Genomic DNA, 25,877 nt, shown 5'->3' on the forward strand with positions numbered 1-25,877 from the left:
ATTTGGAGAAAAACATCGTTATGACTGATCAAATCAATCACGATATCGATCCGCAAGAAACACAAGAATGGCTTGAGTCGTTAGAAGCTATTCTTGAACAAGATGGGCCAGAACGTGCACATCACATTCTTGAGTCGTTGATCGAGCGCGCCCGTCGCGGTGGTACTCATTTACCGTTTGAAGCAACTACTGCTTATGTAAACTCAATCCCTGTTGGCCAAGAACCTAACATGCCTGCTGACCAAACCATTGAATCACGCATTCGTGCAGCGATTCGCTGGAATGCGATGGCATTGGTTTTACGTGCATCTAAGAAAGACCTAGAGCTTGGTGGTCATATTGGATCATTCGCATCAAGTGCAACTTTATATGATGTTGGTTTTAACCACTTCTTTAAAGCAGCAAGTCCGGCCGACGGTGGTGACTTTATATTTGCTCAAGGTCATATCTCTCCTGGTATTTATGCCCGTGCATTCCTTGAAGGACGTTTATCTGAAACGCAAATGGATAACTTCCGTCAGGAAGTTGACGGTGAAGGTTTATCGTCTTACCCGCATCCACATCTTATGCAAGATTTTTGGCAGTTTCCGACAGTATCTATGGGCTTGGGTCCATTGCAAGCTATCTATACCGCACGTTTCCTTAAGTACTTAACGGACCGTGGTATCAAAGACTGTTCAGATCAGCGCGTTTATTGTTTCCTAGGTGATGGTGAGACTGATGAGCCAGAATCATTAGGTGCGATTGGCTTGGCAGCTCGTGAAGGTCTAGACAACCTATGTTTCGTTATCAACTGTAACTTGCAACGTCTTGATGGTCCGGTTCGTGGTAACGGTAAGATCATTCAAGAACTAGAAGGTACCTTCCGTGGTGCTGGTTGGGAAGTTGTTAAAGTTATTTGGGGTTCTTACTGGGATCCGTTAATTGCTCGCGACACATCCGGTAAACTTTTGCAGCTTATGAATGAAACAGTTGATGGTGAGTACCAAAACTGTAAAGCAAAAGGCGGCAAATACACCCGTGAAAACTGGTTCGGTAAATACCCTGAAACAGCCGCTATGGTTGCCAACATGTCAGATGCTGATATTTGGCGTTTAAACCGTGGTGGTCACGATCCGGTTAAAGTCTACGCAGCATATGACCATGCTAAGAAAACCAAAGATCGTCCAACCGTTATCTTGGCAAAAACAGTAAAAGGTTACGGTTTAGGTCAATCAGGTGAAGCGCAAAACGTTGCACATAACGTTAAAAAAATGGACATTGAATCAATCAAGCAATACCGCGATCGTTTCAATATGCCAATTGCCGATGATCAATTAGAAGAATTGCCTTTCTTCCGTTTTGCTGATGACAGCCCAGAAATGCAATATATGCGTGCGCGCCGTGAAGGCCTTGGTGGTTCACTACCTGCCCGTCGCGAACAAGCGGAAGAGTCTCTTGAGATCCCACCGTTAAAAACATTTGAAGCAATTACCAAAGGCAGTGGCGAACGTGAAGTATCGTCTACCATGACCTTCGTTCGTATTTTGAATGCATTGCTTAAAGATAAAAAGATTGGTGACCGAATCGTGCCAATCATTCCTGATGAAGCGCGTACTTTTGGTATGGAAGGTTTATTCCGTCAAGTCGGTATTTACGCTCATGAAGGGCAAAAATACGTGCCACAAGATGCTGACCAAGTCGCGTACTACCGCGAAGATAAAAAAGGTCAGGTATTGCAAGAAGGTATTAACGAATTAGGTGCCATGGCGTCATGGGTTGCATCTGGTACGTCTTATTCAACTTGTAATGCGACAACCATTCCGTTCTACATCTACTACTCAATGTTTGGTTTCCAACGTGTTGGTGACTTAGCATGGGCTGCTGGTGATAGTCAGGCACGTGGTTTCCTATTAGGTGCTACTGCCGGTCGTACCACACTTAACGGTGAAGGTCTGCAGCATCAGGATGGTCATTCGCATGTACAAGCAAACCTTATCCCGAACTGTTTAACTTATGATCCAACATACGGTTATGAAGTCGCGGTTATCGTTCGTGAAGGTTTACGCCGTATGTATGAAGAAAATGAAAACATTTTCTACTACCTAACGTTAATGAATGAAAACTATCAACACCCAGCAATGCCCGCGGATGCTGAAGAAGGCATCATTAAAGGTATTTATAAACTAGACCGTGTTGAGCCAAGCAAAAAAGCTAAAGCCAATGTTCAGTTAATGGGTTCAGGTACAATCTTGCTGCAAGTAAGAGAAGCTGCTCGAATTCTAGCCGAAGAGTTTGCAATATCGTCAGATGTTTACTCGGTAACGTCATACAACGAATTGGCGCGAGATGGCCAAGAAGCGAATCGCTGGAACATGCTACACCCAGAAAGTGAAGCGAAAGTACCTTATATCTCAACTGTTATCAGTAAAGATGCAGGTCCAGCAATTTCAGCTACGGATTATGTCAAAGCGTACTCAGATCAAGTTCGTGCATTTATTGACACCGATTTCCGTGTACTTGGTACCGACGGTTTCGGTCGCTCTGATTCGCGCGCCAACTTGCGTCGTCACTTTGAAGTTGATCACAACTATATTGTTGTTGCTTCGTTGTATGAACTGGCCCAGCGTGGCGAGATCAAAATGGACGTAGTGACCAAGGCCATTAAAGACTTTGGTATTGACGCTGACAAGATTAACCCGCTTTACGCTTAATTAAGCAATTAGCGTAAGTAAGGCAAGGATAATAACATGTCTGATATAAAAGAAATTCTCGTACCGGATGTCGGTGGTGACGAAGTCGAAGTTATCGAACTAAGCGTTGCTGTCGGAGACACTGTAGCGGTAGAAGATGCATTGGTAAGTGTTGAAACTGACAAAGCTTCAATGGACATACCATCATCGGATGCTGGTGTGGTTAAAGAAATTAAAGTTGCGATTGGTGACAAAATTTCAGAAGGCGATTTGATCGTTGTTCTTGAGGTTGTTGCTGCGGATTCTGCTCCAGCAGAACAAGCCGCAGCTCCGGCTGCTGAAGCTGTACCTGCAGCAGCTGCTGCACCAGCAACAGGCGGCTCTGACGTTGTTGAAATTACCGTACCTGACATTGGTCAGGACGGTGAAGTTGATATCATCGATGTATTGGTCGCCGCGGGTGATGAAATCAGTGCTGAAGATGGTTTAATAACCCTTGAAACCGATAAAGCGACCATGGACGTTCCTGCCCCACAAGGTGGCAAGGTCGTTGAAGTGAAAGTCGCTGTTGGTGATAAAGTGGGAGAAGGCAGCTTAGTCTTGTTACTAGAAGTTGGTGCATCAGCGTCAGCTGCAACACCAGCTGCACAAGTTCCGGCTGCGCCAGCCCCTGTAGCAGATACGCCAGCATCAGCTGCGGCACCAGCGGCTCCTGCAGCCAGTGCCATTATCGAGGTTAGCGTACCTGATATTGGTCAAGACGGTGAAGTTGACGTTATTGATGTACTAGTTGCTGCCGGTGATGACATCGCTGCCGAAGATGGCTTGATAACCCTTGAAACTGACAAAGCAACCATGGACGTTCCTGCACCACAAGGTGGCAAGGTCGTAGAAGTGAAAGTTGCTGTTGGCGATAAAGTGGGAGAAGGCAGCCTAGTATTGTTGCTTGAAACCCAAGCTGCTGTCGCACCTGCACCGGCTGCTCCAGCGGTTGAAGCTGCGAAAGAACAAACGGTTGTTGCTGCACCTGCGCCGCAACAAAAGAAAGCCGCTCCAGTACCACACCACCCAAGTGCAGGTTCTGCACTGAAGCAAGGTCAAATTTACGCATCGCCGGCGATTCGCCGTTTAGCCCGTGAATTTGGTGTTGATTTATCCAAGGTGAAAGGCACCGGTAAAAAAGCTCGCATCATGAAAGAAGATGTGCAGTCGTATGTGAAATACGAATTGTCACGTCCGAAAGCAACGGCGAACACCTCGGTTGCCAGTGGTGAAGGTGGCTTGCAAGTTATCGCTCAACCAAAAGTAGATTTCTCTAAATTTGGTGAAATTGAGCAAGTGCCATTAACCCGTATTCAAAAAATCTCAGGACCTAATCTGCATCGCAACTGGGTAACGATTCCACATGTTACGCAATTTGATGAAGCCGATATCACTGAAGTAGAAGCATTCCGTAAACAACAAAATGTGTTGGCGGAGAAGAAGAAGTTAGGCTTTAAGATCACGCCATTGGTGTTTATCTTGAAGGCGGCAGCCGCTGCGCTTCGTGAGTACCCGGTATTTAACTCAAGTTTGAGTGAAGATGGCGAAAGCTTGATCATGAAAAAATACGTGCACATTGGTGTTGCCGTTGATACGCCAAATGGTTTGGTTGTACCGGTTGTACGTGACGTTGATCAAAAAGGTATTTATGAACTGTCTAAAGAGTTATTGGAAATTTCTGCCAAAGCTCGTGACGGTAAGTTAACGGCGAAGGATATGCAAGGCAGTTGTTTCACCATTTCATCATTAGGTGGTATTGGTGGTACAGCATTTACACCTATCGTAAATGCGCCTGATGTTGCCATTTTGGGGGTCTCTAAGTCAGATATGAAACCTAAGTGGAATGGTAGCGAGTTTGTGCCTCGTCTGATGTTACCTCTGTCTCTATCGTATGATCACAGAGTAATTGATGGCGCGTTAGCAGCACGCTTTAGCGTTTATTTGTCATCAATGATGACCGATATTCGTCAAATGATTTTGTAAATCGTTTTAGCCGGTGTTCGCACCGGCGATTTTAATTTGGTGGCAATTATTACAACCCTTTTGCAAAGCATCGAAAAGTTTACCTAGGTTAAGCGCAGGCGCAGAGCATGGTTGGAATTTTTTACATAAATGTTGGCGATTTTTTGTCACACACTGTAAACTTGCCCCGTTTAAAAAATTAGAGGGTGTGTTAAAAGTTTTCTTAAGCACTTTTAAACGCATTCACAATAGGAATTTTACTGCATGCCTGAACGAGTTTAGGGGTGTAATTTGGTAGTCAATCACAGGTTAAGTATTGGCGCTAATTTCAAGAATTTGAGGTAAACATGAGCAACGAAATTAAAACACAAGTCGTGGTTTTAGGTTCAGGCCCTGGCGGTTATTCTGCAGCATTCCGAGCCGCAGATTTAGGCTTAGACGTAGTATTAATTGAAAAGTACAGCAACTTAGGTGGCGTTTGTCTAAACGTCGGCTGTATTCCATCTAAAGCACTTCTTCACGTTGCTAAAGTGATTGATGATGCAAAAGACATGGCCGCTCACGGTGTTACTTTTGGTCAACCAGAAATTGACCTGGAAAAAATTCGCCAGTGGAAAGACAGCGAAGTTGTTGGCAAGCTTACCCAAGGCGTTGGCGGTATGGCCAAGATGCGTAAAGTTAAGGTTGTTAACGGTTACGGTAAATTCACCGGCGCTAACAGCATTGAAGTTGAAAGCACTGACGGTAACACCACAGTAAACTTTGACAACGCGATCATCGCTTGTGGTTCATCTGTTGTGAACTTGCCGTTCATTCCAGAAGATGACCGCATCATCGACTCAACAGGTGCACTTGAGCTTAAAGACGTACCTGAAGAGATGCTTGTTTTAGGTGGTGGTATCATCGGTCTTGAAATGGGTACGGTATACAGCTCATTAGGCGCTAACGTTTCTGTTGTTGAGTTTGCTGACCAATTGGTACCAGCGGCTGACGCAGACGTTGTTAAAATTTATACTAAGCACAACAAACCACGCTTTAAATCAATCATGCTTTCAACCAAGGTTGTTGCCGTTGATGCAAAAGAAGACGGTTTATATGTAACGTTTGAAGGCAAAAAAGCACCAGAAGGTCAGGTTCGTTTTGACAAGATCTTGGTTGCTGTAGGTCGTAAACCAAACGGTCATTTAATTGCCGCTGATAAAGCTGGCGTTAATGTGGATGAGCGCGGTTTCATCAACGTAAGCAACGAGCTACGCACTAACGTGCCACATATCTTCGCAATTGGTGACGTTGTTGGTCAACCTATGCTTGCTCATAAAGCGGTTCACGAAGCGCACGTTGCAGCTGAAGTTATTGCTGGTAAGAAGCACGTATTTGAACCACGCTGTATCCCTTCAATTGCTTACACTGACCCTGAGATTGCATGGGTAGGTGTTACTGAACGTGAAGCGAAAGAGCAAGGCTTAAACATCGAAGTTGCTAACTTTCCTTGGTCTGCATCAGGTCGTGCAATTGCTTCAGCGCGTACTGAAGGTAAAACTAAGATGATCTTCGATAAAGACACTGGTCGCGTACTAGGTGGTGCTATCGTTGGTATCAATGCTGGTGAAATGTTAGGTGAAATCGGATTAGCGGTTGAAATGGGCGCTGATGCGGAAGATGTTGGTTTGACCATTCATGCTCACCCGACATTAAACGAGTCTGTTGGCTTGGCAGCTGAAGTATTTGAAGGTTCAATTACTGACTTGCCAAACGCCAAAGCGGTTAAGAAAAAGAAGAAGTAATTCTTTAATTGCATCGCTATCAAAAACGTCAGCAAGTGCTGGCGTTTTTTTATGGGCAAATATTATCTTAAAGGCATTGGCTTAACGGTACTGGCTTAACGGTATTGGAATGAAGATATTTGCTTTAAGACGTTGGCTTAAAGCCCCTAAACCTACTGAGCTGTATCGTTTAATTATTATGTTGTGATTAGCTATCCTCCTTACAATGACTAGAGTATCGTGACACGACTATGGTGATTCTATTAACGTAATTCAGCTATAGCGGTTCTATTGCGGTGATGCGGCTTTTTGTTGCAATTGGTGGTACTGGGCTTTGATTTGACTAAGCCAAGGCGTGGTCACATAGGCTGCAAAGACAACGTAGGCGCAAGCGGCACCAATCTGGAATATGCGTATATAAAAGTCATCGGCGGCATTGCCATCTTCACCACTGCCTTTGGCAACAATAATAACCACAGTGTTGAGTGCCATCGCATATAATGGGGCAAGCCGTGAGTCGGAAAAAATGACCCGCCCTAAAGACGATATCAACACTAAAAAGACTAAGATCATAAACGTGTAACTTGGCACCATAATCAAGGCATTAAAAATAACGATGGATATGATGCCGCCCATAATATTGCCGAGCAAAAGCCCCATCGCACCCTTCATACCGATAAGTACATCAGGCTTTTGTGCCAATATGGCAATAAATACCAGCACCAGTAAATCGGATGTCAGTCCAAAATAAAAAAAGAATATCATCGCCGGCATGATGATGATGGTACTGAGCAGCGCCAATTGAAAACCGATGACTTTATCACCAACATCAAATACGGGTTTAGGAGGGGCGGTGACCACATCCGGCTTATCGGGAATGATCTCGTGGGACAGCATGGTGATAAACAGAGCTAAACCGCAAGAAATAATAAAATTTTGCGTCACAATACCAGCGATGGCTGGGTGTAATATGCCAAGCAGCGGTACTAAGGTAAAGCCTACCAATAACATGGCAATGACAAAATCATTACCTCCGCGATAACTCCAATAAGAAACCGCGAAAATAATTAACGTCATCACCAACATGAAAACGATAGGATAGTTAAGCAGCATGCTGGATATCAAAATGCCGCTAACAAAGGCGGTCGTTGCCACCATCAATAATGTGACAAGTAATTTAAATGGCATTTTACCGCTGCGATTACCTAAAAAGCTGCCGGTAAACACGGCGGTAATAAAAGACAGCGGCCAAGCAATCGCAAACGCTAATGCGATGGCGAGCGTCAGGCCAAAAGTGAGTCGCAACATTCTGATCACATCATCACTTTGACTGTGCAAGGCATGATGAATTGCGGTCGTCACTCTCATGGTTGTACTAATACAAGTAAGACATATAAGACGTAATCCAAGCCCACGCTTTGCCTAACTTGTCGAAAACAATATTGCTTTCATCGGTGTAGGCGATAACGCTGACTTGGCCACCTTCGCGCAATAAGCGTTTAGGTATGCTTTCTGGGGCTTTGAATATGATATTGACCGAGAAACGCTGTGGATCGCGCATCCAACCGGTTGGTTTTTCTGGTGTAGGCAGGGCGCCAGGTTCATTTTTGTCAAAATTAACACCAAAACCTATGGTGCCAATACTGCCTTTAAATATTTGACCGGGGGCGGAATCGAGAATGATATCGACCGGATCCCCCGACTTTAAATTGCCTAAATTATTTTCTCTAAAGCTGGCTTCTATCCACACCGTGTCTTTGCCAATAAAAGTCATGATTTGTTGGCCAACAGCGGCATAGTAACCGACATTTATTTTCGCATAAGAGACCACACCATCACTCGGTGCGGATACTTTGGTGCGACTTAGATTTAAACGAGCAGTGGATAACTCCGCCAGTGCAGATAATAGTTTGGGGTTATTTTTCCCCTCTTTGCCGAGTTTTTGTTTAGCTTGTTCATAACCGGCTTCGGCATCGACTACAGCAAGCTCTGCTTGCGTTAAAACGCCACGAGCACGATCGCCATCAAAACCTGAAATAATGCCTTCTTGCTCAAGGATAAAAACTCGGCTGGTGTTTATTTTCTTTACTTCTAAATCCGCTTTGGCTTGATCGAGTCGTGCTTTGGCGGAATCAAGTACCGCAGTATCTGCGCCGATTTCTTGTCCGGTGAGTTCGAGATTAGCTTTGGCTTTTTCCAATGCCAATTGATAATCCCTATCGTCGATTTCAAATAGCACTTGATCTTTTTTGACCACCTTGTCACCGCCAACATAAATCTTTGACACTTTACCAGCAACTTGCGGTACCACAGGAATAACAAACGCTCTAATGCGACCTTGGTCAGAGATTGGCGTAACCCGATCGCCAATCACATACCAAAGAAAATACAACAATGCCAAAGATAACGTTATTTTAGAAAAACGCTTGGCAAAGTCTGGTTTAGCAGCTTTGCCAGCCGGCTTTTCCTCGCTAGCTTTTGCGTCTTCGGCTTCTGTCTTGGCTTCTAACTTGCTTTCTGACTCGGCAGCTGAAGCTGAACTATGTTGTGCTTCAGTTGCGTCATCATTGCCGCCGTTATCTTGCTTATTTTTATCGTAATTAGAGCTCATTGAACACCTTTTCTGCGTTACTCTTCGGCGCTTTCCTGGGGCTTTGTTTGACGAGAATTAAGCCACATCAGCATCACTTGATAACCTAAGGCTAGAATCACCGCACCGGTAAATAAACCAATGATACCGGACATTATCATGCCACCAATGGCGCCCATCAAAATCACCAGCATGGGGATGTCGGTACCACGACCGAGCAATAAGGGTTTTAAGAATGCATCACTCATACTCACTAAAAATGAATAGATTAAGAATATCACTGCAGGCGTGGTGTCAGCGACAGAGAAGTAATAAGCAGCAATAGGACCAAGAATTAGGATAGGTGGCAATTGTACGATGGCGACAATCAAAACTAACAATACCCAAATGCCGGCTGCTGGAATGCCCGCGACGACCAAGCCAATACCGGCCAGTATGGCTTGCGTAAAGGCGATACCTAAAATACCGGCGCCAACACTGCGCACTGTTGCCACGCTATTTTTTAGGATTTCATCGCTTTTGTCGCCCATTAGACGAGAGAAGAAAATCTGACATCCTCTATTACACGCCTCGGCATTGGTCCAGAATATGGCGGTAATGATCATCGAAAAAACGAATTGCAATATCACCCCACCAAAACTGGCTGCGGCGCCGAGCATCGCAGAAAATGTATTTTTGATTTGTTCAGAATACTGACTGGCGAAGCCTTCAATGTTGGTGGCAGCTTTCTCCCAAGCGGTATAGGTTTTTTCGCCGATTAATGGCCACTCTTTTACCTTTTCACTTGGTGGTGGTACATCAAGGGTGCCTTCTTTTAATTGCTCTCCTACTGAGCCAATAGCGTCGATTGCGGAACTAGAAAACGTCACCGTAGGAATCACTAAGGCTGAAATACCAATAATGGTGAGTATGGCCGCCGCTAAGCCGCCTTTGCCACCTAAACTGGTTTTTAGCTTATTAAATAGTGGGTATAACGCGATAGCAATAATCGCCCCCCACGCAATAGGAAGTATAAATGGCCTAATGATATCAAAACAGGCTATCCCAAGTATCATGCCGGCGATAATGACTATACCGGCATCTATGATGCTGCGGCTAGTATCGCTAAGGTTTGAATTATTCATCGTCTTGCCCTTCAGGTTTATAGGATTTAGGTTCTTGTACACTCGATAATCTGGAGCCAACCAAACTAGCGACCAGAATGGCTATGTAAAACTGACCAATGATGGCTTCAAGGTATACAAAAAAACGGGTTATCGGCACAATTGGCGAAATGTCGCCATAGCCTAATGTGGTAATTGTTACGAATGAAAAGTAAATAAAATCAGGCAATAGCTGATGCCAGCTAGTGCTATCACCAATGCCGGTAAAGGCATTGCCAAATAAAATTTCGAGTAGGGTGTACAGTACTGCCCAAATCAGACCAAATAAGACATATAGACATATTGACCCTAAAATTGTGTTGCCAGTAACTTCACCGCTAAACAGTACCTGTTTGGCGGTTTTAAAGGCGGTCAAAATTAAAAACACCAACAGTAAGAATAAATGGAAATAGTTTTCACTGTTGTCATCAAATAAATTGCCACCGACAGAGAAGGCAATGATCAATACAGGCAGCACAAAGCGGCGCTTTTCACGCTTTTGTACTCCCCAAACAGCGAGTAATAACGTAAGCACAGTTGCCGACTGCACTAGACGCTGCCAAGCGGGGTCGACACTGTTTTGTACTATGGTCACCGCAAACAGCAGTAATGCTAACGACCAGGTAAGGTAGATAAAATTATCTTTATTAGTCATTAAGGTGAGCAGATCCTGTCAGGTTTATTTTTGTTTAACATGCTTTAAAAGCATAGTTTAGCGTTGCAAATGCTGCCAATTTTTATACAAACTAAGCAGTTGTTTATTATGAATTTATATTAAGTTCAGCAAGGCGTCAGACAACGCCTTGTTGTAGATGAAATTAAAGCCAGTGAATTGTCGGCTTATTTACTTTTGGCACAGTCTGATGCAGAAAAGCATAGGGTATCGCCTTTTGCTGGAATTTTACCTGTTTTGTCAATCATGCCGTCGAGTTTAATATTGAGATAGGTCGGCTTATCATCGGATAAAGCGACCATTGTGATGTGGTCCATATTTTGACTTTTACCGGCAAACATTTTGCCACCGGATGTTGCCAGCTGAATGTAGTCCATGCCAAAGCGGTGGGTGTGTTGATACATATGTACATGGCCGTTAAAAACGGTATAGCTTCTATCCTTCATTGCATCCTCTAGCAGCTTAAAGTTGCTCTCGTTTTCGTCTTGCCAAACCGGTTTATGCATAAACAGAAAGGTCCAACGTACCTCGGTGTTTTGCTTTAATACCTTTAATACATAGTCTGTTTGTTGTTTGCTAATCTTGCCATAGTGACGTTGTGGCATTTTCGCGTATTCCGTATCGGCAAATTGATCAGGGTTGGTTTTATAGGCCTCTATGGCTTTATCGCGTTTTTGTTTTAATTCAATGAAAAATTCATCACTAAAATCCTCACTGTCGATAACGATAAACAAGGCATTTTTATAGACGAAATGGTAATAGCGTGGTCCAATTGTCGATTCATACCAGTCACGCATGACGCTGTTGGATATGTCATGGTTGCCAACGGTCGGATAAAAACTAATGTCAGGGTTATTGAGGTTGGCTTTAAAGGTTCGCCATTCTTTGTTCATTTGCGCGATGTCTTCGGTACCGCCTTCGATTAAATCACCAATACTCATGATAAAATCGGGCTGCAGTCGGGCAATGCCTTCGGCTGCAACATTAAAAACTCCCGGACGCTCACCACCGGTTAAATCGGCAATGATGGCAAAACGAACCATGTCGGGCTGTTCTTTTGGTGCGACAAAATCTGGTGCTTTTGCCTGTATGGCAAAACAGCCAATGAAAAAAGTTATCAACGCAAAGGTCTTTGTATGTGACATCTGTTGTCCCGTTAATTTACTCAACCAAACAAAGTATAGAATCTAAATCGGGGGTGAAAATAAATAACCTGCCACAATATCGCTTAGCCCTTAGCCCTTATGCCTTGTTCTCAAATTAAAATGTAATCGTCACCAAAATGTCATCCAAGGTAGGCTAAAATAACAAACGGTTCTGCCCTGACTCTATACCGAGATGTAAATCAATATAAACGCCATGAATACCAGATATAAATTTAATTACTGACTTGTGTATTCAGTTTTTGCGGCAGATCCCGTATAATTTGCGCGGTTAAAAATCACAATAAACGAGTGTTCAGAACAGGGTTAACACCCGGTACATCCGTTTTATGCAAGAGAGGAAAGCAAAGTGCTTCAAGATTATCGTAAACACGTAGAAGAGCGTGCGGCAGAAGGTATTGTTCCTAAGCCACTAGATGCAGAACAAGTTGCTCAGCTAGTAGAACTTGTTAAAAACCCACCAGCAGGCGAAGAAGAGTTTCTTTTAGACCTTCTAACCAATCGCGTGCCTCCAGGTGTTGATGATGCCGCTTACGTTAAAGCTGGCTTCTTAGCCGCATTAGCTAAAGGCGAAGCAAATTCACCAATCCTTAATGCTGAACGTGCTACCGAATTACTAGGTACCATGTTAGGTGGTTACAACATCCAACCTATGATCGATTTATTAGAAGATGAAGCGCTAGCTGCTACCGCCGCTACCGGTCTTTCTAAAACACTTCTTATGTTCGATTCTTTCTATGACGTAAAAGAAAAGGCTGAAGCGGGTAATGCTCAAGCTAAAGCCGTTATGGAATCATGGGCTAACGGTGAATGGTTTACTAACCGTGACGCCGTAGCTGAGAAGATCACGGTTAAAGTATTTAAAGTTACTGGTGAGACTAACACCGATGACTTATCTCCAGCACCTGATGCTTGGTCTCGTCCTGATATTCCTCTACACGCCAAAGCAATGTTAAAGATGGCTCGTGACGGTATCAACCCTGATCAAGACGGTACGATTGGTCCAATCGCGCAAATTGAAGAACTACAACAAGACAACATTCCTCTTGCCTACGTAGGTGATGTTGTTGGTACCGGTTCATCTCGTAAGTCAGCGACTAACTCAGTACTTTGGTTTATGGGTGATGATATCCCATACGTACCGAATAAGCGTGGTGGTGGTGTTTGTTTAGGCGGTAAAATCGCCCCTATCTTCTACAACACAATGGAAGATTCTGGTGCATTGCCAATCGAACTAGACGTGCAAGCAATGAACATGGGCGATGTGATTGATATCTTCCCTTACGAAGGTGTTGTTAAGCGTTCTGGTACGGACGAAGTTATCTCTACGTTTGAGCTTAGCCCGGTACTTCTTGATGAAGTTCGTGCTGGTGGTCGTATTCCTCTAATCATCGGTCGTGGTCTAACTGGCCGTGCACGTGAAGCACTAGGTCTTGGTGAAACTGATTTATTCAACAAGCCTGTTGATGTTGTTGACTCTGGTAAAGGTTACACCCTTGCACAGAAGATGGTTGGTAAAGCATGTGGCGTTGACGGTATTCGTGCTGGTCAATACTGCGAGCCGAAAATGACAACCGTTGGTTCACAAGATACCACAGGTCCTATGACCCGTGACGAGCTAAAAGATTTAGCATGTCTTGGTTTCTCAGCTGACTTAACCATGCAGTCTTTCTGTCATACCTCTGCTTACCCTAAGCCAGTTGATGTGCAAACTCACCACACATTACCTGATTTCATCATGAACCGTGGTGGTGTATCACTTCGTCCAGGTGACGGCGTAATTCACTCATGGTTAAACCGTATGTTGTTGCCTGACACTGTTGGTACAGGTGGTGATTCTCATACGCGTTTCCCTCTTGGTATTTCATTCCCTGCGGGTTCTGGTTTGGTTGCATTTGCTGCCGCTACCGGCGTTATGCCTCTTGATATGCCTGAATCAGTATTGGTTCGCTTTAAAGGTGAAATGCAACCAGGTATCACTTTACGTGACCTAGTACACGCTATCCCTTACTACGGCATCAAAAACGGTCTATTAACTGTTGAAAAAGCGGGTAAAATCAACGAATTCTCTGGTCGTGTACTAGAGATTGAAGGCCTTAAAGGTTTGACTGTTGAGCAAGCATTTGAATTATCTGATGCATCTGCTGAGCGTTCAGCTGCAGGTTGTACCATCAAGCTTGAAGAAGACGCTGTTAAAGAATACCTTGAGTCAAACATCGTTATGCTTAAGTGGATGATCTCTGAAGGTTACGGCGATGTTCGTACCATCGAGCGTCGTATCAACGGCATGCAAGAGTGGTTAGCGAACCCATCACTAATGGAAGCTGACGCGGATGCAGAATATGCCCACGTTATCGAAATTGATCTAGCTGATATCAAAGAGCCAATCGTTTGTTGTCCGAACGACCCAGATGATGCCAAGCTTCTTTCTGATGTTGCTGGCGACCAAGTTGATGAAGTATTCATCGGCTCTTGTATGACCAACATTGGTCACTTCCGTGCAGCGGGTAAATTGCTTGAAAACTTTGGCGGTGCTTTATCAACACGTATGTGGGTTGCTCCACCAACTAAGATGGACCGTGATCAGTTAACTGAAGAAGGTTACTACTCAATCTACGGTAAGTCTGGTGTTCGTATCGAAACTCCAGGTTGTTCACTGTGTATGGGTAACCAAGCACGTGTTGCTGACAAGGCGACCGTATTGTCAACCTCTACTCGTAACTTCCCGAACCGTTTAGGTACCGGCGCTAACGTTTACTTAACGTCAGCAGAGCTAGCTGCCGTTGGCGCTATCGTTGGTCGTTTACCATCTGTAGAAGAGTACATGGAATACGCTAAGCAAATCGATGCAACAGCAGCCGATACATACCGTTACTTGAACTTCCACAAGATGGAAAGTTACACCAACAAAGCAAAAGAAGTTGTTATTGCCCAAAACGTAGCATAACTGCGGTTTAACTAATAACACCATAAAGGGTCGCTAATGCGGCCCTTTTTATTGTTTTCAGATTGTCCTGGACGTTTTCATAAGTATGGCCATGAGCGTTGCCATGAATCTTGTGATGGGCTTTGCCAGAACTATTGTCGCGAGATTGCTACTAACTCCAAACGCTAATTTTTAATGGGTACTGCTCACGGTTTATTCGCCTTTGCGTTTATATGCTTCCATGTGCTTGTTCATAAATTCTCGGTAGTATTTATCCGCTTTGCTTTCACCGCAGAAACTTGCCGAATAAACCGTCCCCAAATTATCATCGATAAAACTTAAATCAGTACTTTGCTGACACCAGCCATCTTTTTTGATGATGGTTTCATTTCCTATGACCGTGGTATTTTCAGCGTCTATTTGTAATTGTGTTTTTACTAACGGTTTAATCGGGGCTGCTTGCCAGTTCGGTAAAGGGCCATTATTGTTTTCCGGCTTTTGCATATCTAACAGACTTTGTTGTTGCAGCTTTTCAGCAAACTGCATGCGTGTTTTATAGGGATTAAAGTCACTGCCTTGTGTGTCTTTTGCCATCACATCTTTGCTCGGGCTGGCGGGACTTGCTGAAGGGGATTGCTGTTTGCTTGTTGGTTCCGTTGCTTCATTGTTGTCTTCTGCCTCCACATTGCCGTTGGACCCAGCTTTTAACTGGGGTGCTAACTGAGGCTCTAGTTCAGGTGTTTGCTCAGAAGTTAACTCAGGTGTTAACTGGGCCTTAACAGCTGTTTTTTTTGGTGAACGATAAATGTAGCTTTTGATATTTTGCTTAGGTGTATCGATAAGATTTGCGTTTGCGTGCCATTGCTGGCGATTACTGAGCTTGTCGACGCCAACTGATTGCGATAAAAACACCGCAAGTAAAACAAGGTGCAGCAACACTGACAAGCTCAGTGCGTTAACCAAGTTCAGTTTTGATTTTTTGGCTTTAGTAGCGGTCATAGTCCCTGTTGTTATCAAAATATGTTAAATTATTATTAACTCCAATGGGTCGTTTGATGTTGTTAACGCTTTTTAGTTTCCAACATAGTAAAATTAACGCGTTTATCATCTACTTTTTATCTTAAGCAACTGTTTTAACAGCAACCCAGAGCAATTATGGATTATCAATTTACCCTCGACTTTATTAATGGCCAGCCTCGCGCCGAGTTTAACCTTGAACATCATGTATTCGGCCCGTGGCTTGAAAGTGAAATAGGCACCGACCAATCAAAATTTAATGCTGTACAAGCGCTTGTTAATGCCAGCGAAACCCGCAGTGATAAGCAGCAACTGAACGGTAAAGAGTATTCATTGAGTATAGAAGAGGGCGAGGCTACCGTTTTTGCGAACATTATTTGCAGTGACGAAGACTTACCCGAGCGGTTAATTGATGATGTAGATAATTTCGATATGAACCAAACGGCGAGTTGCGGCGTAGAAGACTTACTGGAAATGCTTAGTGCCTGGCATCAGTTTTGGTAAATCAATGTAAATTACATAGGCGATTGAGTTAAATCACTTTATAGTGAAAAAATAGAAGAAAAATTAATGCTTTAGCGCTATATTTAAGTCGCTATATCAAGGCTTTAAAAATCATTAACGCGGTACTTAGCAATGACTAAATTACATCCTCAGATCGAAGCTCAAAACCCGGCCCCGCCGAGTCGAACGAAAAACATAATAGTGCCAATAGCGATCATCCTTGCTGGCATTCTAGGGTTTGTGGGGCTCGCTTCAATGGCGCAAAAGCCGGAGAAAAAAGAGATCGATATTAGTCCACCACTGGTTAAAACCAACGACATTGAAGTCAAGGATGTGGTATTTGAAGTCACTAGTCAGGGCACCGTAAAGGCACGTACTGAAACAGTAATGATTTCTGAAGTGTCAGGACAAATTACCTTTGTGTCCGAAAAATTACGAGTCGGCGGTTATTTTTCTAAAGGCGAATTAATGCTGGAAATTGATCCTATCGTCTATGAAGTAAATTTGCTCGAAGCGCAATCACGTCTAGAATCGATGCAAGCCGAGTTTATTCAAGAACAAGCCCGTTCAGATCAGGCCAAAGAAGAATGGCGCATGACCGGCAAACCATTAGATGATGCACCAATTTTAGCGTTGCGAACACCGCAATTACAAAAGGCGAGAGCCGATGTAAAAGCCTCGCAAGCGGATTTGAAAGAAGCACAAACCAAATTAGAACGCACCAAAATATATGCGCCTTACGATGCGTTATTGGTCGAGAAATACGTCGATATTGGTCAATATGTATCGATAGGTGGTCAATTGGCGAAGACCTTTGCCATAGATTATGCCGAAGTGCGGCTGCCGGTCAAACAATCTGATTTACGCTTTTTAAACTTGCCAAAAGTAAATGAAATCGGCGATACCTCGCGTCCTGTTAAAATCATCTACCACGACGGCTTTAAAGTAGATGAGTGGTCATCATTCATCGCCCGCTATGAAGGCGTGGTCAATAATGAATCCCGTGTGCACTATATTGTCGCGCAGATTGACGATCCCTATAACTTAAAAAATCGTGAACATGACGACGAAGTGCGTATTGGCATGTTCGTTAATGCGATTATTCAAGGAAAGAAAGCCGACAATATCGTTGTTGTGCCAAGAGAAGCGATTCATGGCACCAACGTGCTGCATATCATTGATGCCAACAACAAGCTCAAAGTGATCGAGGTTGAAGTGGTGCGTGCCCAAGGCGAAGACGTTTACGTGAAAAATAATTTCAGCGCAGGCGACCGCATAGTGATGACCAGTTTACGTACTCCTGTGCAAGGCATGCCGCTGCGCGTTGAAGGTGAGCAAGTTGCCGCAATAAAGCCTGAACCAGACTCGGAGTAGCATCATGGAGCAGCAAGAAAAACTCACGGGTATCATTGCTTGGTTTGCTCGCAACAGTGTAGCTGCCAATTTAATGATGGTGTTTATCATCATCATGGGTATTTACTCTTATTTCAATATCACCAAAAAGATGTTCCCGGAATTTAGCCCTAATACGATTATGGTTACGGTGACGCATCTTGGTGCCTCACCCGCCGATGTCGAACAGTCGGTTATTTTGCAGATCGAAGAAAAGTTAGAAAATGTACAAGGATTAAAGCGCGTTACCTCGGAGGCAACTGAGGGCCTTGCAACGGTGACCATCGAGATCAATTCCGGATATTCGCTGGAAGATAAGCTCAATGAAATTCAAATGCAAATAGATACCATCACCACTTTTCCCGCACAAATTGAGCGGCCCTTAGTGATGAAGCAAGAGTTTCAGATGGACGTACTTTGGGTATCGGTTAATGGTCAGATGGACAGGCGCACCCGACAGGAGCTGGCGCAAGACATTAAAGATGAAATAACAGCATTACCAGACGTCAACATTGCTGAAGTGGTTGGTATTCGAGATTATGAAATATCGATTGAGATATCGGAATTGCAATTACTTGAATATGGCCTGACGTTTGATGAGATCTCACAAGCCATTAAGCGCTCTTCGCTTGATTTACCTGGTGGTACCATTAAATCCAGCGGTGGCTATATCCAATTACGTACAGAAGGCCAAGCCTATACTGGGCAAGAATTTTCTCGTCTGGTATTACGCACTAATTCTGATGGTACGCATTTGACCCTTGGCGATATTGCCAACGTTAAGGACGCCTTCGTTGAAGATGAAGGCTTCGCGTTATTTGATGGCAAAAATACCACCAGTATTCGTGTTCGCTCTACTAGTAATCAAAACGATTTAGAAATTGCCAAACAAGTACGTGCTTATGTTGATAAAAAGCAGCAGTCATTGCCTGAAGGTGCCAATGTCGAGGTCTTTGCTGACTCGTCGTTTTATTTGAGCGAGCGCCTGACCATGATGTTTGAAAACCTAATGCTTGGTGCAGCATTAGTGTTTTTAGTCTTAACCTTATTTTTACGAGTGCGTGTCGCTTTTTGGGTTATGGTCGGCATTCCAATTTGTTTCCTTGGCGCATTTATGATGATGCCGTTATTAGGGGATTTCTCAGTAACCGTAAACTTACTCAGCTTATTCGCTTTTATCATGGTATTGGGTATTGTCGTTGATGACGCCATTGTTATCGGTGAAAGCGTCTATAGCGAAGTGCAAAATAAAGGCCACTCGGTTGATAACGTCATTCGTGGCGCGCATCGAGTCGCAATGCCTGCGACCTTCGGGGTTTTAACCACCATTGCCGCATTTGCGCCGCTCATTTTTATCGACACCAACTTCTCTGGCTTTTTCCAATCAATCGCCATCGTGGTAATGCTTTGTCTGGTTTTCTCTATCATTGAGTCGAAGTGGATCTTGCCAGCGCATTTAGCGCACATGAAGTACACCGAGATTGATCCCGACAACGCCCATATTGTGCATCGCATTCAATTGCGCTTTAAAGCGTGGCTCGACAGTTTTATTAAAAACACCTATCTACGATCGATTACCTGGTCATTGAAAAATCGCTATACCACCATGGCAGCGTTTATCGCTTTGTTTTTTCTTTCAATTGGTTTAATTGCCGGTTCATTGGTTAAAACAGAGGTGTTTCCTAGTGTGCCTAGTGACTTTATTCAAGGGCAAATCATTATGGAGGACGGTATGGCACCGGAACGACGTAATGAGGCATTGCAGCGAGTTATTGACTCAGGCTACGAAATGGCAGAGCAAAACCTCTATCAAGGAGAAAGCTTTATCCGTCATATTATGGTGTTTACCAACGGCAATCTCGCTGGCGGTTTTTTAATGGAATTAAATAAATCAGAGTTTCGTGAATTAAACGCTTTTGAGATTGAAAAATTATGGCGCGAACAAATCGGCGAAATCCCTGGAGTCAAAGAGCTCCGCCTATTTGCCGGTACCAATGCGGGGGGTGGCGCTGCCTTGGAGTTCCAACTAAATGGTTTGGACGAGTATGAGCTTGAACAGGCTGCCTTGGAAGTGCAGGACAAACTCGGTGAATACGACGGTGTGTATGACATCCGTAATTCTTTCAGTCGTGGTAGTGAAGAAATTAAATTGTCGATTCGTCCTGAGGCAGAAGTGCTGGGCTTGTCGTTATCCGATCTCGGTAAACAAGTACGTCAGGCATTTTATGGCGATGAAGCGCAACGTATACAGCGTGGACGTAATGAAGTGAAAGTTATGGTGCGCTACCCTGAAGAAGAACGTCGTTCAATCACTGACTTAGAAAACATGTGGGTTCGTACCCCGAGTGGTCAAGAAGTGCCGTTCTATCAGGTTGCTGATGTTGAAATCGGCCAAGGGTTCTCAAAAATCACCCGTATCAATAATAAACGTACCATCAAAATCGCTGCTGAAATTGACAGTGAAAAAGTCGAGTCTCGCAAAGTGCTTGGTGAATTCAATGAGCAAATAATCCCTGCTATTTTGGCTAAATACCCGACTGTAAAATATGGAATGGAAGGTGCGAGCAAAGATCAGCAGGACTTTTTACAGCAGTTAATGTTTGCGGCAGTAACGGCGTTATTTTTAATTTACGGTTTGATTGCCATACCAACCAAATCATATACCCAACCACTCGTGATCATGTCGGTTATTCCGTTTGGTATCATTGGCGCCATCTGGGGACATATGATCGTCGGTAAAACCATTAATATGATGTCTATGTACGGTTTTATTGCGTTATCCGGTGTTGTCGTCAATGACTCGCTGATTTTGGTCGACTTTATTAACCGTGCCAAAAATACCGGTATGCGAATGATGGATATCGTTATTGAAGCGGGTATGCAACGTTTTCGCGCGATATTGCTGACATCACTTACCACCTTTTTTGGTATTTTACCTATCTATTTTGAGACCAGCTTACAGGCGCAGTTTATTATCCCAATGGCAATATCACTGGGTTTCGGTATTATCTTCGCCACCGTAATAACGCTATTTTTGATTCCGAGTCTATATATGATACGAGAGGATATAGGCAACCAATTTAAGCGTAAACGACAGCCATCAAATTTAACTCACGGTTAAATCAATAGGCAAATCAATCGCATTAACTCGTTTGAATTGGTGCGATTTTTATTTGCTTGGTCGCTAAACTGAGTTTGCCAAGCGAATAGTTTTATAGCAAAATCAAAGCGCCTACCCTTATTAATCTGATTTGGAACAGAAATGAAAATTGTCATATTACACGGATTGTTTATGAACAAAGTTATCATGGCTCCGCTGGCCAATCGCCTTATGCAGCTTGGCCATATCGTCGAAAACATTTCTTACCCAAGTACCAAAGTCGACAAAGAAAAATTGTTTCACAGCATTGATAAACGTGTCGGTGATGGGCCGACGGTGTTGCTCGGTCATTCACTTGGCGGGCTCGTTGCAACTGAGTACTTATTTACTCGTCAAGTATCGGTTGAACGCGTACCGTTAGTGATAACTCTTGGCACGCCACATCAAGGCGCACAAATTGCCGAAGACATGAAAAAAGTAAACATTCAATATCTGTTAGGTTCTTCGACTCAATTTGGTTTATTGCCTAAACGATTCACTAAATCTTGGCCTGTGCCGCAAAAGCTTATCTCTATCGCTGGTTCTATTAAAATTGGTGCTAGACCGCTACTGGATCGGGTATGGCGCGATGGAGTCGAGGACTCCGATGGTACAGTGAGTATTGCTGAAACTCGTATACCAGGCATGACAGAGCACATTGTACTGAATCAAACTCATACATCTTTGGTGTATTCGAAAGACGTGGTGAGTATCATTGATGAGCGATGTAAGGCACTCGTTAGCGACCAAGACCACTAACGATTAATAAACCAAAGTCGGTTTTTATATCGATACTCCTTTCTAATATTAGTTTCTGTTACTCGTTTCTATTACTCGCTTCTTTCGGCAGCTTCTGTTTTAGGTATTTCTGCAAAAATAATTAGCACAGTTTTAAAGCAACATGGCGGTCACAACGCCCCAACTTGGTGCGTTGTGTTTTCATTAATCAACTTAAAATAATTTAAATTATTGTTTTTATTGGTTTTATATTTGTTGGTACGCAACTTGTAACCATTAATCCAGCAACTATTAGGGGGCGATAATGAAATTAATAAACGCAATAATTAAACCATTCAAATTAGACGACGTCAGAGAAGCTATTTCTGAAGTCGGTGTCGAAGGCCTAACCGTATCAGAAGTACGTGGTTTTGGTCGTCAAAAGGGTCACACCGAATTATATCGCGGTGCTGAATATCAAGTAGATTTCTTACCAAAAGTAAAACTAGAAATAGCGGTAAAAGCAGAAGATGCTGAACGTGTTGTTGAAGCCATCAGCAAATCTGCACATACCGGAAAAATCGGTGACGGTAAGATTTTTGTATATGACTTGGATCAAGCGGTACGTATTCGTACTGGTGAGCTTGATACTGCAGCGCTTTAACAGGGGGATAAAATGGAAGAGTTAACGACATTAACAGGTACAGTAACCGAACTTAGATTCGCGCTTGATACCTTTTACTTTTTGTTGTCAGGTGTATTAGTAATGTGGATGGCGGCAGGTTTTGCCATGCTTGAAGCGGGTATGGTTCGCTCTAAGAACACTACTGAAATTCTAACTAAAAACATTGCGCTGTATTCAATTGCATGTGTGATGTTTTTGTTGGTTGGTTACAATATTATGTACGTAGATAACGCTGAAGGCGGTATCTTACCATCAATTGCCGGTTTAATTGGTACACAAGCGGAAGGTGCTGATCATTCTTTAGAGTCAGATTTCTTCTTTCAAGTAGTATTCGTTGCCACAGCAATGTCTATTGTATCGGGTGCCGTAGCTGAGCGCATGAAGCTTTGGGCATTCTTAATATTTACCGTTGTTTTAACAGGCTTTATCTACCCTGTTGAAGGTTACTGGACTTGGGGCGGTGGTTTCTTATCTGAAGCTGGTTTTAGCGACTTCGCAGGTTCTGGTATTGTTCACATGGCCGGTGCCGCTGCAGCACTTGCTGGTGTATTACTGTTAGGTGCTCGTAAGGGTAAATACGGTAAAAACGGTGAAATCTTCCCAATCCCAGGTTCAAACATGCCATTGGCTACGCTTGGTACTTTCATCTTATGGATGGGTTGGTTTGGTTTTAACGGTGGTTCTCAATTGCTTCTATCTGATGCTGAAAACGCAACCGCTGTTGGTCAAATTTTCGTTAACACCAATGCTGCAGCCGCTGCAGGTGCTGTTGCCGCACTATTACTTAATAAAGTAATTTGGGGTAAAGCCGACCTAACCATGATTCTAAATGGTGCATTAGCTGGTTTGGTAACGATTACCGCTGACCCACTATCTCCATCTCCACTGTTTGCAAGCTTACTTGGTGCACTTGGTGGTATGTTAGTGGTACTTTCAATTACCTCTCTGGATAAAGTCAAGATTGATGATCCAGTAGGTGCCATCTCCGTTCACGGTGTTGTTGGTTTCTTCGCGCTAATGGTTGTACCATTTAGCAACGGCGATGCAACATTTGGTGCTCAGTTATACGGTGCATTCGTTATCTTCGCATGGGTATTTGCAGCAAGTTTTGCAGTATGGTTTGTATTGAAGAAAACCATGGGCATCCGTGTTAGTGAAGATGAAGAATACAATGGTGTGGACAAATCTGATTGTGGTGTCGAAGCATACCCTGAGTTTGTCTCGCTAAAAGGATAATAACAATAACGACGCTAGTTGGTTAAAGTTTAGGGCCGGTTTATACCGGCCCTTTTTTTATTATTAATAAACAGTTAGCGATTGTTTTGTTGAATTACTAAACACCACTCAAACACAAATTCGTTGTTTTTTCGCTTTGTCGACTGATCACATTGCCGATTGTCAAATCAGGTGCTATGTTACAAATAACTAATACAGCATTATCAGGTAGTACTTATGAAAACAATAACTATATCGCTTCTTTCCACCCTAATGCTTAGCCAAGCCGGATGTGCTTTTATCAGTGAAGATCCATGTGAAGATATCGTCTTTACCTCGGAGCAACGCGAACAATGTGCACAACTTCAAAGGCAAATCGTAAACGCAAAAAATAATCCCATTAAACGCACTGAACTCGAGCGTCGCTATGAGCAAGATTGCGTTAATATCCGTTACTATCGTGATGATAAAACCGATGAGCGATGTAATAACCAAACCTCGGTCGATAGCATCCTACGCGAAGGTCGCCCAGAAGACGTAGAAACCGCAACTGGAGCTAGCGATTAATGCGTAACATGCTTGCGGTGTTAGTAATGATTTCGCCTTTGCTATTCGCGAGCAAATCATTACAGGCTGAAACGGTTGTCGATAGTATCAGTGAACTGAAAACCATGGTCGCGGAAAATAAAGGTAAGGTTATTTATCTCGATTTTTGGGCCTCTTGGTGTATTCCTTGTAAAAAGTCCTTTCCTTGGATGAATGAAATGCAGAACAAATATCAGCAGCAAGGATTAACGGTAATTTCGGTTAACGTTGATGTGAAACAGGCCATGGCGGAAGCCTTTATTGCCGAACACCCTGCAAACTTTTCGGTGATCTACGATCCCGATGGCCGATTGGCAAAAAAGTTTGAATTAAAAGGCATGCCAAGCAGTTTCATTTATGATCGCAGTGGCAAAATAGTCCAAGCTCATACCGGCTTTTTTGTTAACAAACAGGCACAATATGAAGCTGAATTGGTCGAGCTATTACAACAGTAAATGACCAGCAGTTAAACTCATCATTTTTCAAGGGGTCAGATGACTTGAATTGAATCAAGTCATCTGACCCCTTGAAAATAAAAACGGTCGCTATTGCGACCGTTTTTTATTGCGTAGCAACCAAGTGATTACGCGTTGATGAAATCAACACCTTCTTGGATATCTTTGTTTAGAGTCGCTAGCATGTCGTCTTTTGCTTTTTGCTCATAAGCGCTAAGCTCACCGTATGGTAAGTACTCTTCTACACCGTTCTTGCCAAGTACAACTGGTTGTGCGAAGTATTCAGCATCACCAGTGTTACCTTGAACATATGCGTAGTCAACAACGCCTTCTTCACCTTGTAGACCACGTACCAGTGATAAACAAAAACGAGCTGCTGCAGCACCCATAGAAAGTGTTGCAGAACCGCCACCAGCTTTTGCGTTAACAACTTCGGTACCAGCATTTTGGATGCGTGGTGTTAGTGCGTCGATTTCTTCTTGAGTAAACTCAACACCTTCAACTTGTGAAAGTAGAGGAAGAATAGTTGTACCTGAGTGACCACCGATTACTGGTACTTTAACCTCTGAAGTCGACTTGCCTTTTAGCTTAGCGATGAAGGTTTCGCTACGGATAACATCAAGAGTTGTTACACCAAATACGCGGTTCGCTTCGTAAGTACCTGCTTTTTTGAAAACTTCAGCAACAATTGGCACAGTGCCGTTTACTGGGTTGGTAATAACACCAACAAGCGCTTTTGGACAGTTAGCAACGATGCCTTCAGCAAGTGTCTTAATGATGCCAGCATTGACAGCAAATAGGTCAGCACGGTCCATACCTGGCTTACGTGGCATACCTGCTGGAATAATTACAATGTCACAACCTGATAGGGCAGTCGCTAAATCATCAGCGCCGTAACCTTTAACTGTTACATCAGTAGGTATGTGAGATAAGTCAACGGCAACACCTGGAACAACTGGGGCTACGTCATACAAAGATAACTCTGAACCTGCTGGTAATTGAGTTTTAAGTAATAGTGATAAGGCTTGACCGATACCACCGGCTGCACCAAGAACGGCAACTTTCATTGAATTTCTCCAAAATGATGTGAGTGTTAGTAATCACTTAACAGCCAATCTAGACGATAATTCCAGATTGAGTAATTACTTTAATTTTTTAGTGCACAAAAGATACAAAATTGAGACTAAAAATACAAACACTTTTGTCAACAATAGGGCTATGGTGATATGATACTT

At 43.4% G+C, this 25,877-nt stretch carries 19 protein-coding genes; 12 read left to right on the forward strand and 7 right to left on the reverse strand.

Going from position 1 to position 25,877, the window contains the following annotated elements; translation table 11 throughout:
• Positions 1 to 20: 20 nt before the first annotated feature.
• The 3 genes from aceE (at position 21) to lpdA (ending at position 6,460) form a co-directional block, all read left to right on the forward strand.
• Positions 21 to 2,693 (forward strand): pyruvate dehydrogenase (acetyl-transferring), homodimeric type, encoded by a 2,673-nt coding sequence (aceE, locus tag HII16_RS05570; RefSeq protein WP_169128207.1) that lies wholly within the window; start codon positions 21 to 23, stop codon positions 2,691 to 2,693.
• 36 nt (positions 2,694 to 2,729) lie between these two features.
• Positions 2,730 to 4,697 carry a pyruvate dehydrogenase complex dihydrolipoyllysine-residue acetyltransferase gene (aceF, locus tag HII16_RS05575; protein WP_169128209.1) on the forward strand — a complete coding sequence of 656 codons (1,968 nt, stop codon included), beginning with the start codon at positions 2,730 to 2,732 and terminating at the stop codon, positions 4,695 to 4,697.
• A 326-nt stretch (positions 4,698 to 5,023) separates the two neighbouring features.
• Positions 5,024 to 6,460, forward strand: coding sequence for a dihydrolipoyl dehydrogenase (gene lpdA, locus HII16_RS05580; protein ID WP_169128211.1), 1,437 nt, complete (start codon positions 5,024 to 5,026; stop codon positions 6,458 to 6,460).
• Between the two features lie 267 nt (positions 6,461 to 6,727).
• Here lpdA and HII16_RS05585 read toward each other — a convergent pair whose 3' ends face one another.
• From HII16_RS05585 to HII16_RS05605, 5 genes are all read right to left on the reverse strand, one after another.
• On the reverse strand, positions 6,728 to 7,807 hold the full coding sequence (locus HII16_RS05585) for a DUF2955 domain-containing protein (RefSeq protein ID WP_169128213.1): 1,080 nt from the start codon (positions 7,805 to 7,807) through the stop codon (positions 6,728 to 6,730).
• A gap of 7 nt (positions 7,808 to 7,814) precedes the next feature.
• On the reverse strand, positions 7,815 to 9,050 hold the full coding sequence (locus HII16_RS05590) for an HlyD family secretion protein (RefSeq protein ID WP_169128215.1): 1,236 nt from the start codon (positions 9,048 to 9,050) through the stop codon (positions 7,815 to 7,817).
• Positions 9,051 to 9,067: 17 nt separating this feature from the next.
• The gene (locus tag HII16_RS05595) at positions 9,068 to 10,153 is read right to left on the reverse strand and encodes an AI-2E family transporter (RefSeq protein ID WP_169128217.1); all 1,086 of its coding nucleotides are present in this window, start codon (positions 10,151 to 10,153) and stop codon (positions 9,068 to 9,070) included.
• Complete coding sequence (locus tag HII16_RS05600; RefSeq protein WP_169128219.1) at positions 10,146 to 10,826, reverse strand: potassium channel family protein; 681 nt, start codon at positions 10,824 to 10,826, stop codon at positions 10,146 to 10,148. The genes HII16_RS05595 and HII16_RS05600 overlap by 8 nt, the downstream gene beginning before the upstream one ends.
• 185 nt (positions 10,827 to 11,011) lie before the next feature.
• Positions 11,012 to 11,989, reverse strand: a complete 978-nt coding sequence (locus HII16_RS05605) for a metallophosphoesterase (protein WP_169128221.1) — start codon at positions 11,987 to 11,989, stop codon at positions 11,012 to 11,014.
• 367 nt (positions 11,990 to 12,356) lie between these two features.
• On the opposite strand from HII16_RS05605, the gene acnB reads away from it, so the two are divergent.
• Positions 12,357 to 14,954, forward strand: a complete 2,598-nt coding sequence (acnB, locus tag HII16_RS05610) for a bifunctional aconitate hydratase 2/2-methylisocitrate dehydratase (RefSeq protein WP_169128223.1) — start codon at positions 12,357 to 12,359, stop codon at positions 14,952 to 14,954.
• Positions 14,955 to 15,146: 192 nt separating this feature from the next.
• Here acnB and HII16_RS05615 read toward each other — a convergent pair whose 3' ends face one another.
• Entirely contained in the window at positions 15,147 to 15,932 is a 786-nt protein-coding gene (locus tag HII16_RS05615) for a hypothetical protein (RefSeq protein ID WP_169128225.1), read from the reverse strand.
• A 156-nt stretch (positions 15,933 to 16,088) separates the two neighbouring features.
• Between HII16_RS05615 and HII16_RS05620 the strand changes: the two genes are divergently transcribed.
• The 8 genes from HII16_RS05620 to HII16_RS05655 all read left to right on the forward strand — a co-directional run bounded on the left by HII16_RS05620 (position 16,089) and on the right by HII16_RS05655 (position 24,642).
• On the forward strand, positions 16,089 to 16,454 hold the full coding sequence (locus HII16_RS05620; protein WP_169128227.1) for a YacL family protein: 366 nt from the start codon (positions 16,089 to 16,091) through the stop codon (positions 16,452 to 16,454).
• Positions 16,455 to 16,709: 255 nt separating this feature from the next.
• Positions 16,710 to 17,828, forward strand: a complete 1,119-nt coding sequence (locus HII16_RS05625) for an efflux RND transporter periplasmic adaptor subunit (RefSeq protein ID WP_169128229.1) — start codon at positions 16,710 to 16,712, stop codon at positions 17,826 to 17,828.
• 4 nt (positions 17,829 to 17,832) lie between these two features.
• Entirely contained in the window at positions 17,833 to 20,967 is a 3,135-nt protein-coding gene (locus HII16_RS05630; protein ID WP_169128231.1) for an efflux RND transporter permease subunit, read from the forward strand.
• A gap of 171 nt (positions 20,968 to 21,138) precedes the next feature.
• The gene (locus tag HII16_RS05635) at positions 21,139 to 21,744 is read left to right on the forward strand and encodes a hypothetical protein (protein WP_169128233.1); all 606 of its coding nucleotides are present in this window, start codon (positions 21,139 to 21,141) and stop codon (positions 21,742 to 21,744) included.
• Between the two features lie 283 nt (positions 21,745 to 22,027).
• A complete protein-coding gene (locus HII16_RS05640; protein WP_135439121.1) occupies positions 22,028 to 22,366 on the forward strand; it encodes a P-II family nitrogen regulator in 339 nt (112 codons plus the stop codon).
• A 12-nt stretch (positions 22,367 to 22,378) separates the two neighbouring features.
• Positions 22,379 to 23,623, forward strand: coding sequence for an ammonium transporter (locus tag HII16_RS05645; RefSeq protein ID WP_135439122.1), 1,245 nt, complete (start codon positions 22,379 to 22,381; stop codon positions 23,621 to 23,623).
• Between the two features lie 216 nt (positions 23,624 to 23,839).
• Positions 23,840 to 24,169, forward strand: a complete 330-nt coding sequence (locus tag HII16_RS05650; RefSeq protein WP_169128235.1) for a hypothetical protein — start codon at positions 23,840 to 23,842, stop codon at positions 24,167 to 24,169.
• Positions 24,169 to 24,642, forward strand: coding sequence for a TlpA disulfide reductase family protein (locus HII16_RS05655; RefSeq protein ID WP_169128237.1), 474 nt, complete (start codon positions 24,169 to 24,171; stop codon positions 24,640 to 24,642). The genes HII16_RS05650 and HII16_RS05655 overlap by 1 nt, the downstream gene beginning before the upstream one ends.
• 128 nt (positions 24,643 to 24,770) lie before the next feature.
• Here HII16_RS05655 and mdh read toward each other — a convergent pair whose 3' ends face one another.
• Positions 24,771 to 25,709, reverse strand: a complete 939-nt coding sequence (mdh, locus tag HII16_RS05660; protein WP_169128239.1) for a malate dehydrogenase — start codon at positions 25,707 to 25,709, stop codon at positions 24,771 to 24,773.
• Positions 25,710 to 25,877 lie beyond the last annotated feature (168 nt).

It is taken from the genome of Thalassotalea sp. Y01 (genome assembly GCF_012932945.1).
Taxonomy (GTDB): domain Bacteria; phylum Pseudomonadota; class Gammaproteobacteria; order Enterobacterales; family Alteromonadaceae; genus Thalassotalea_A.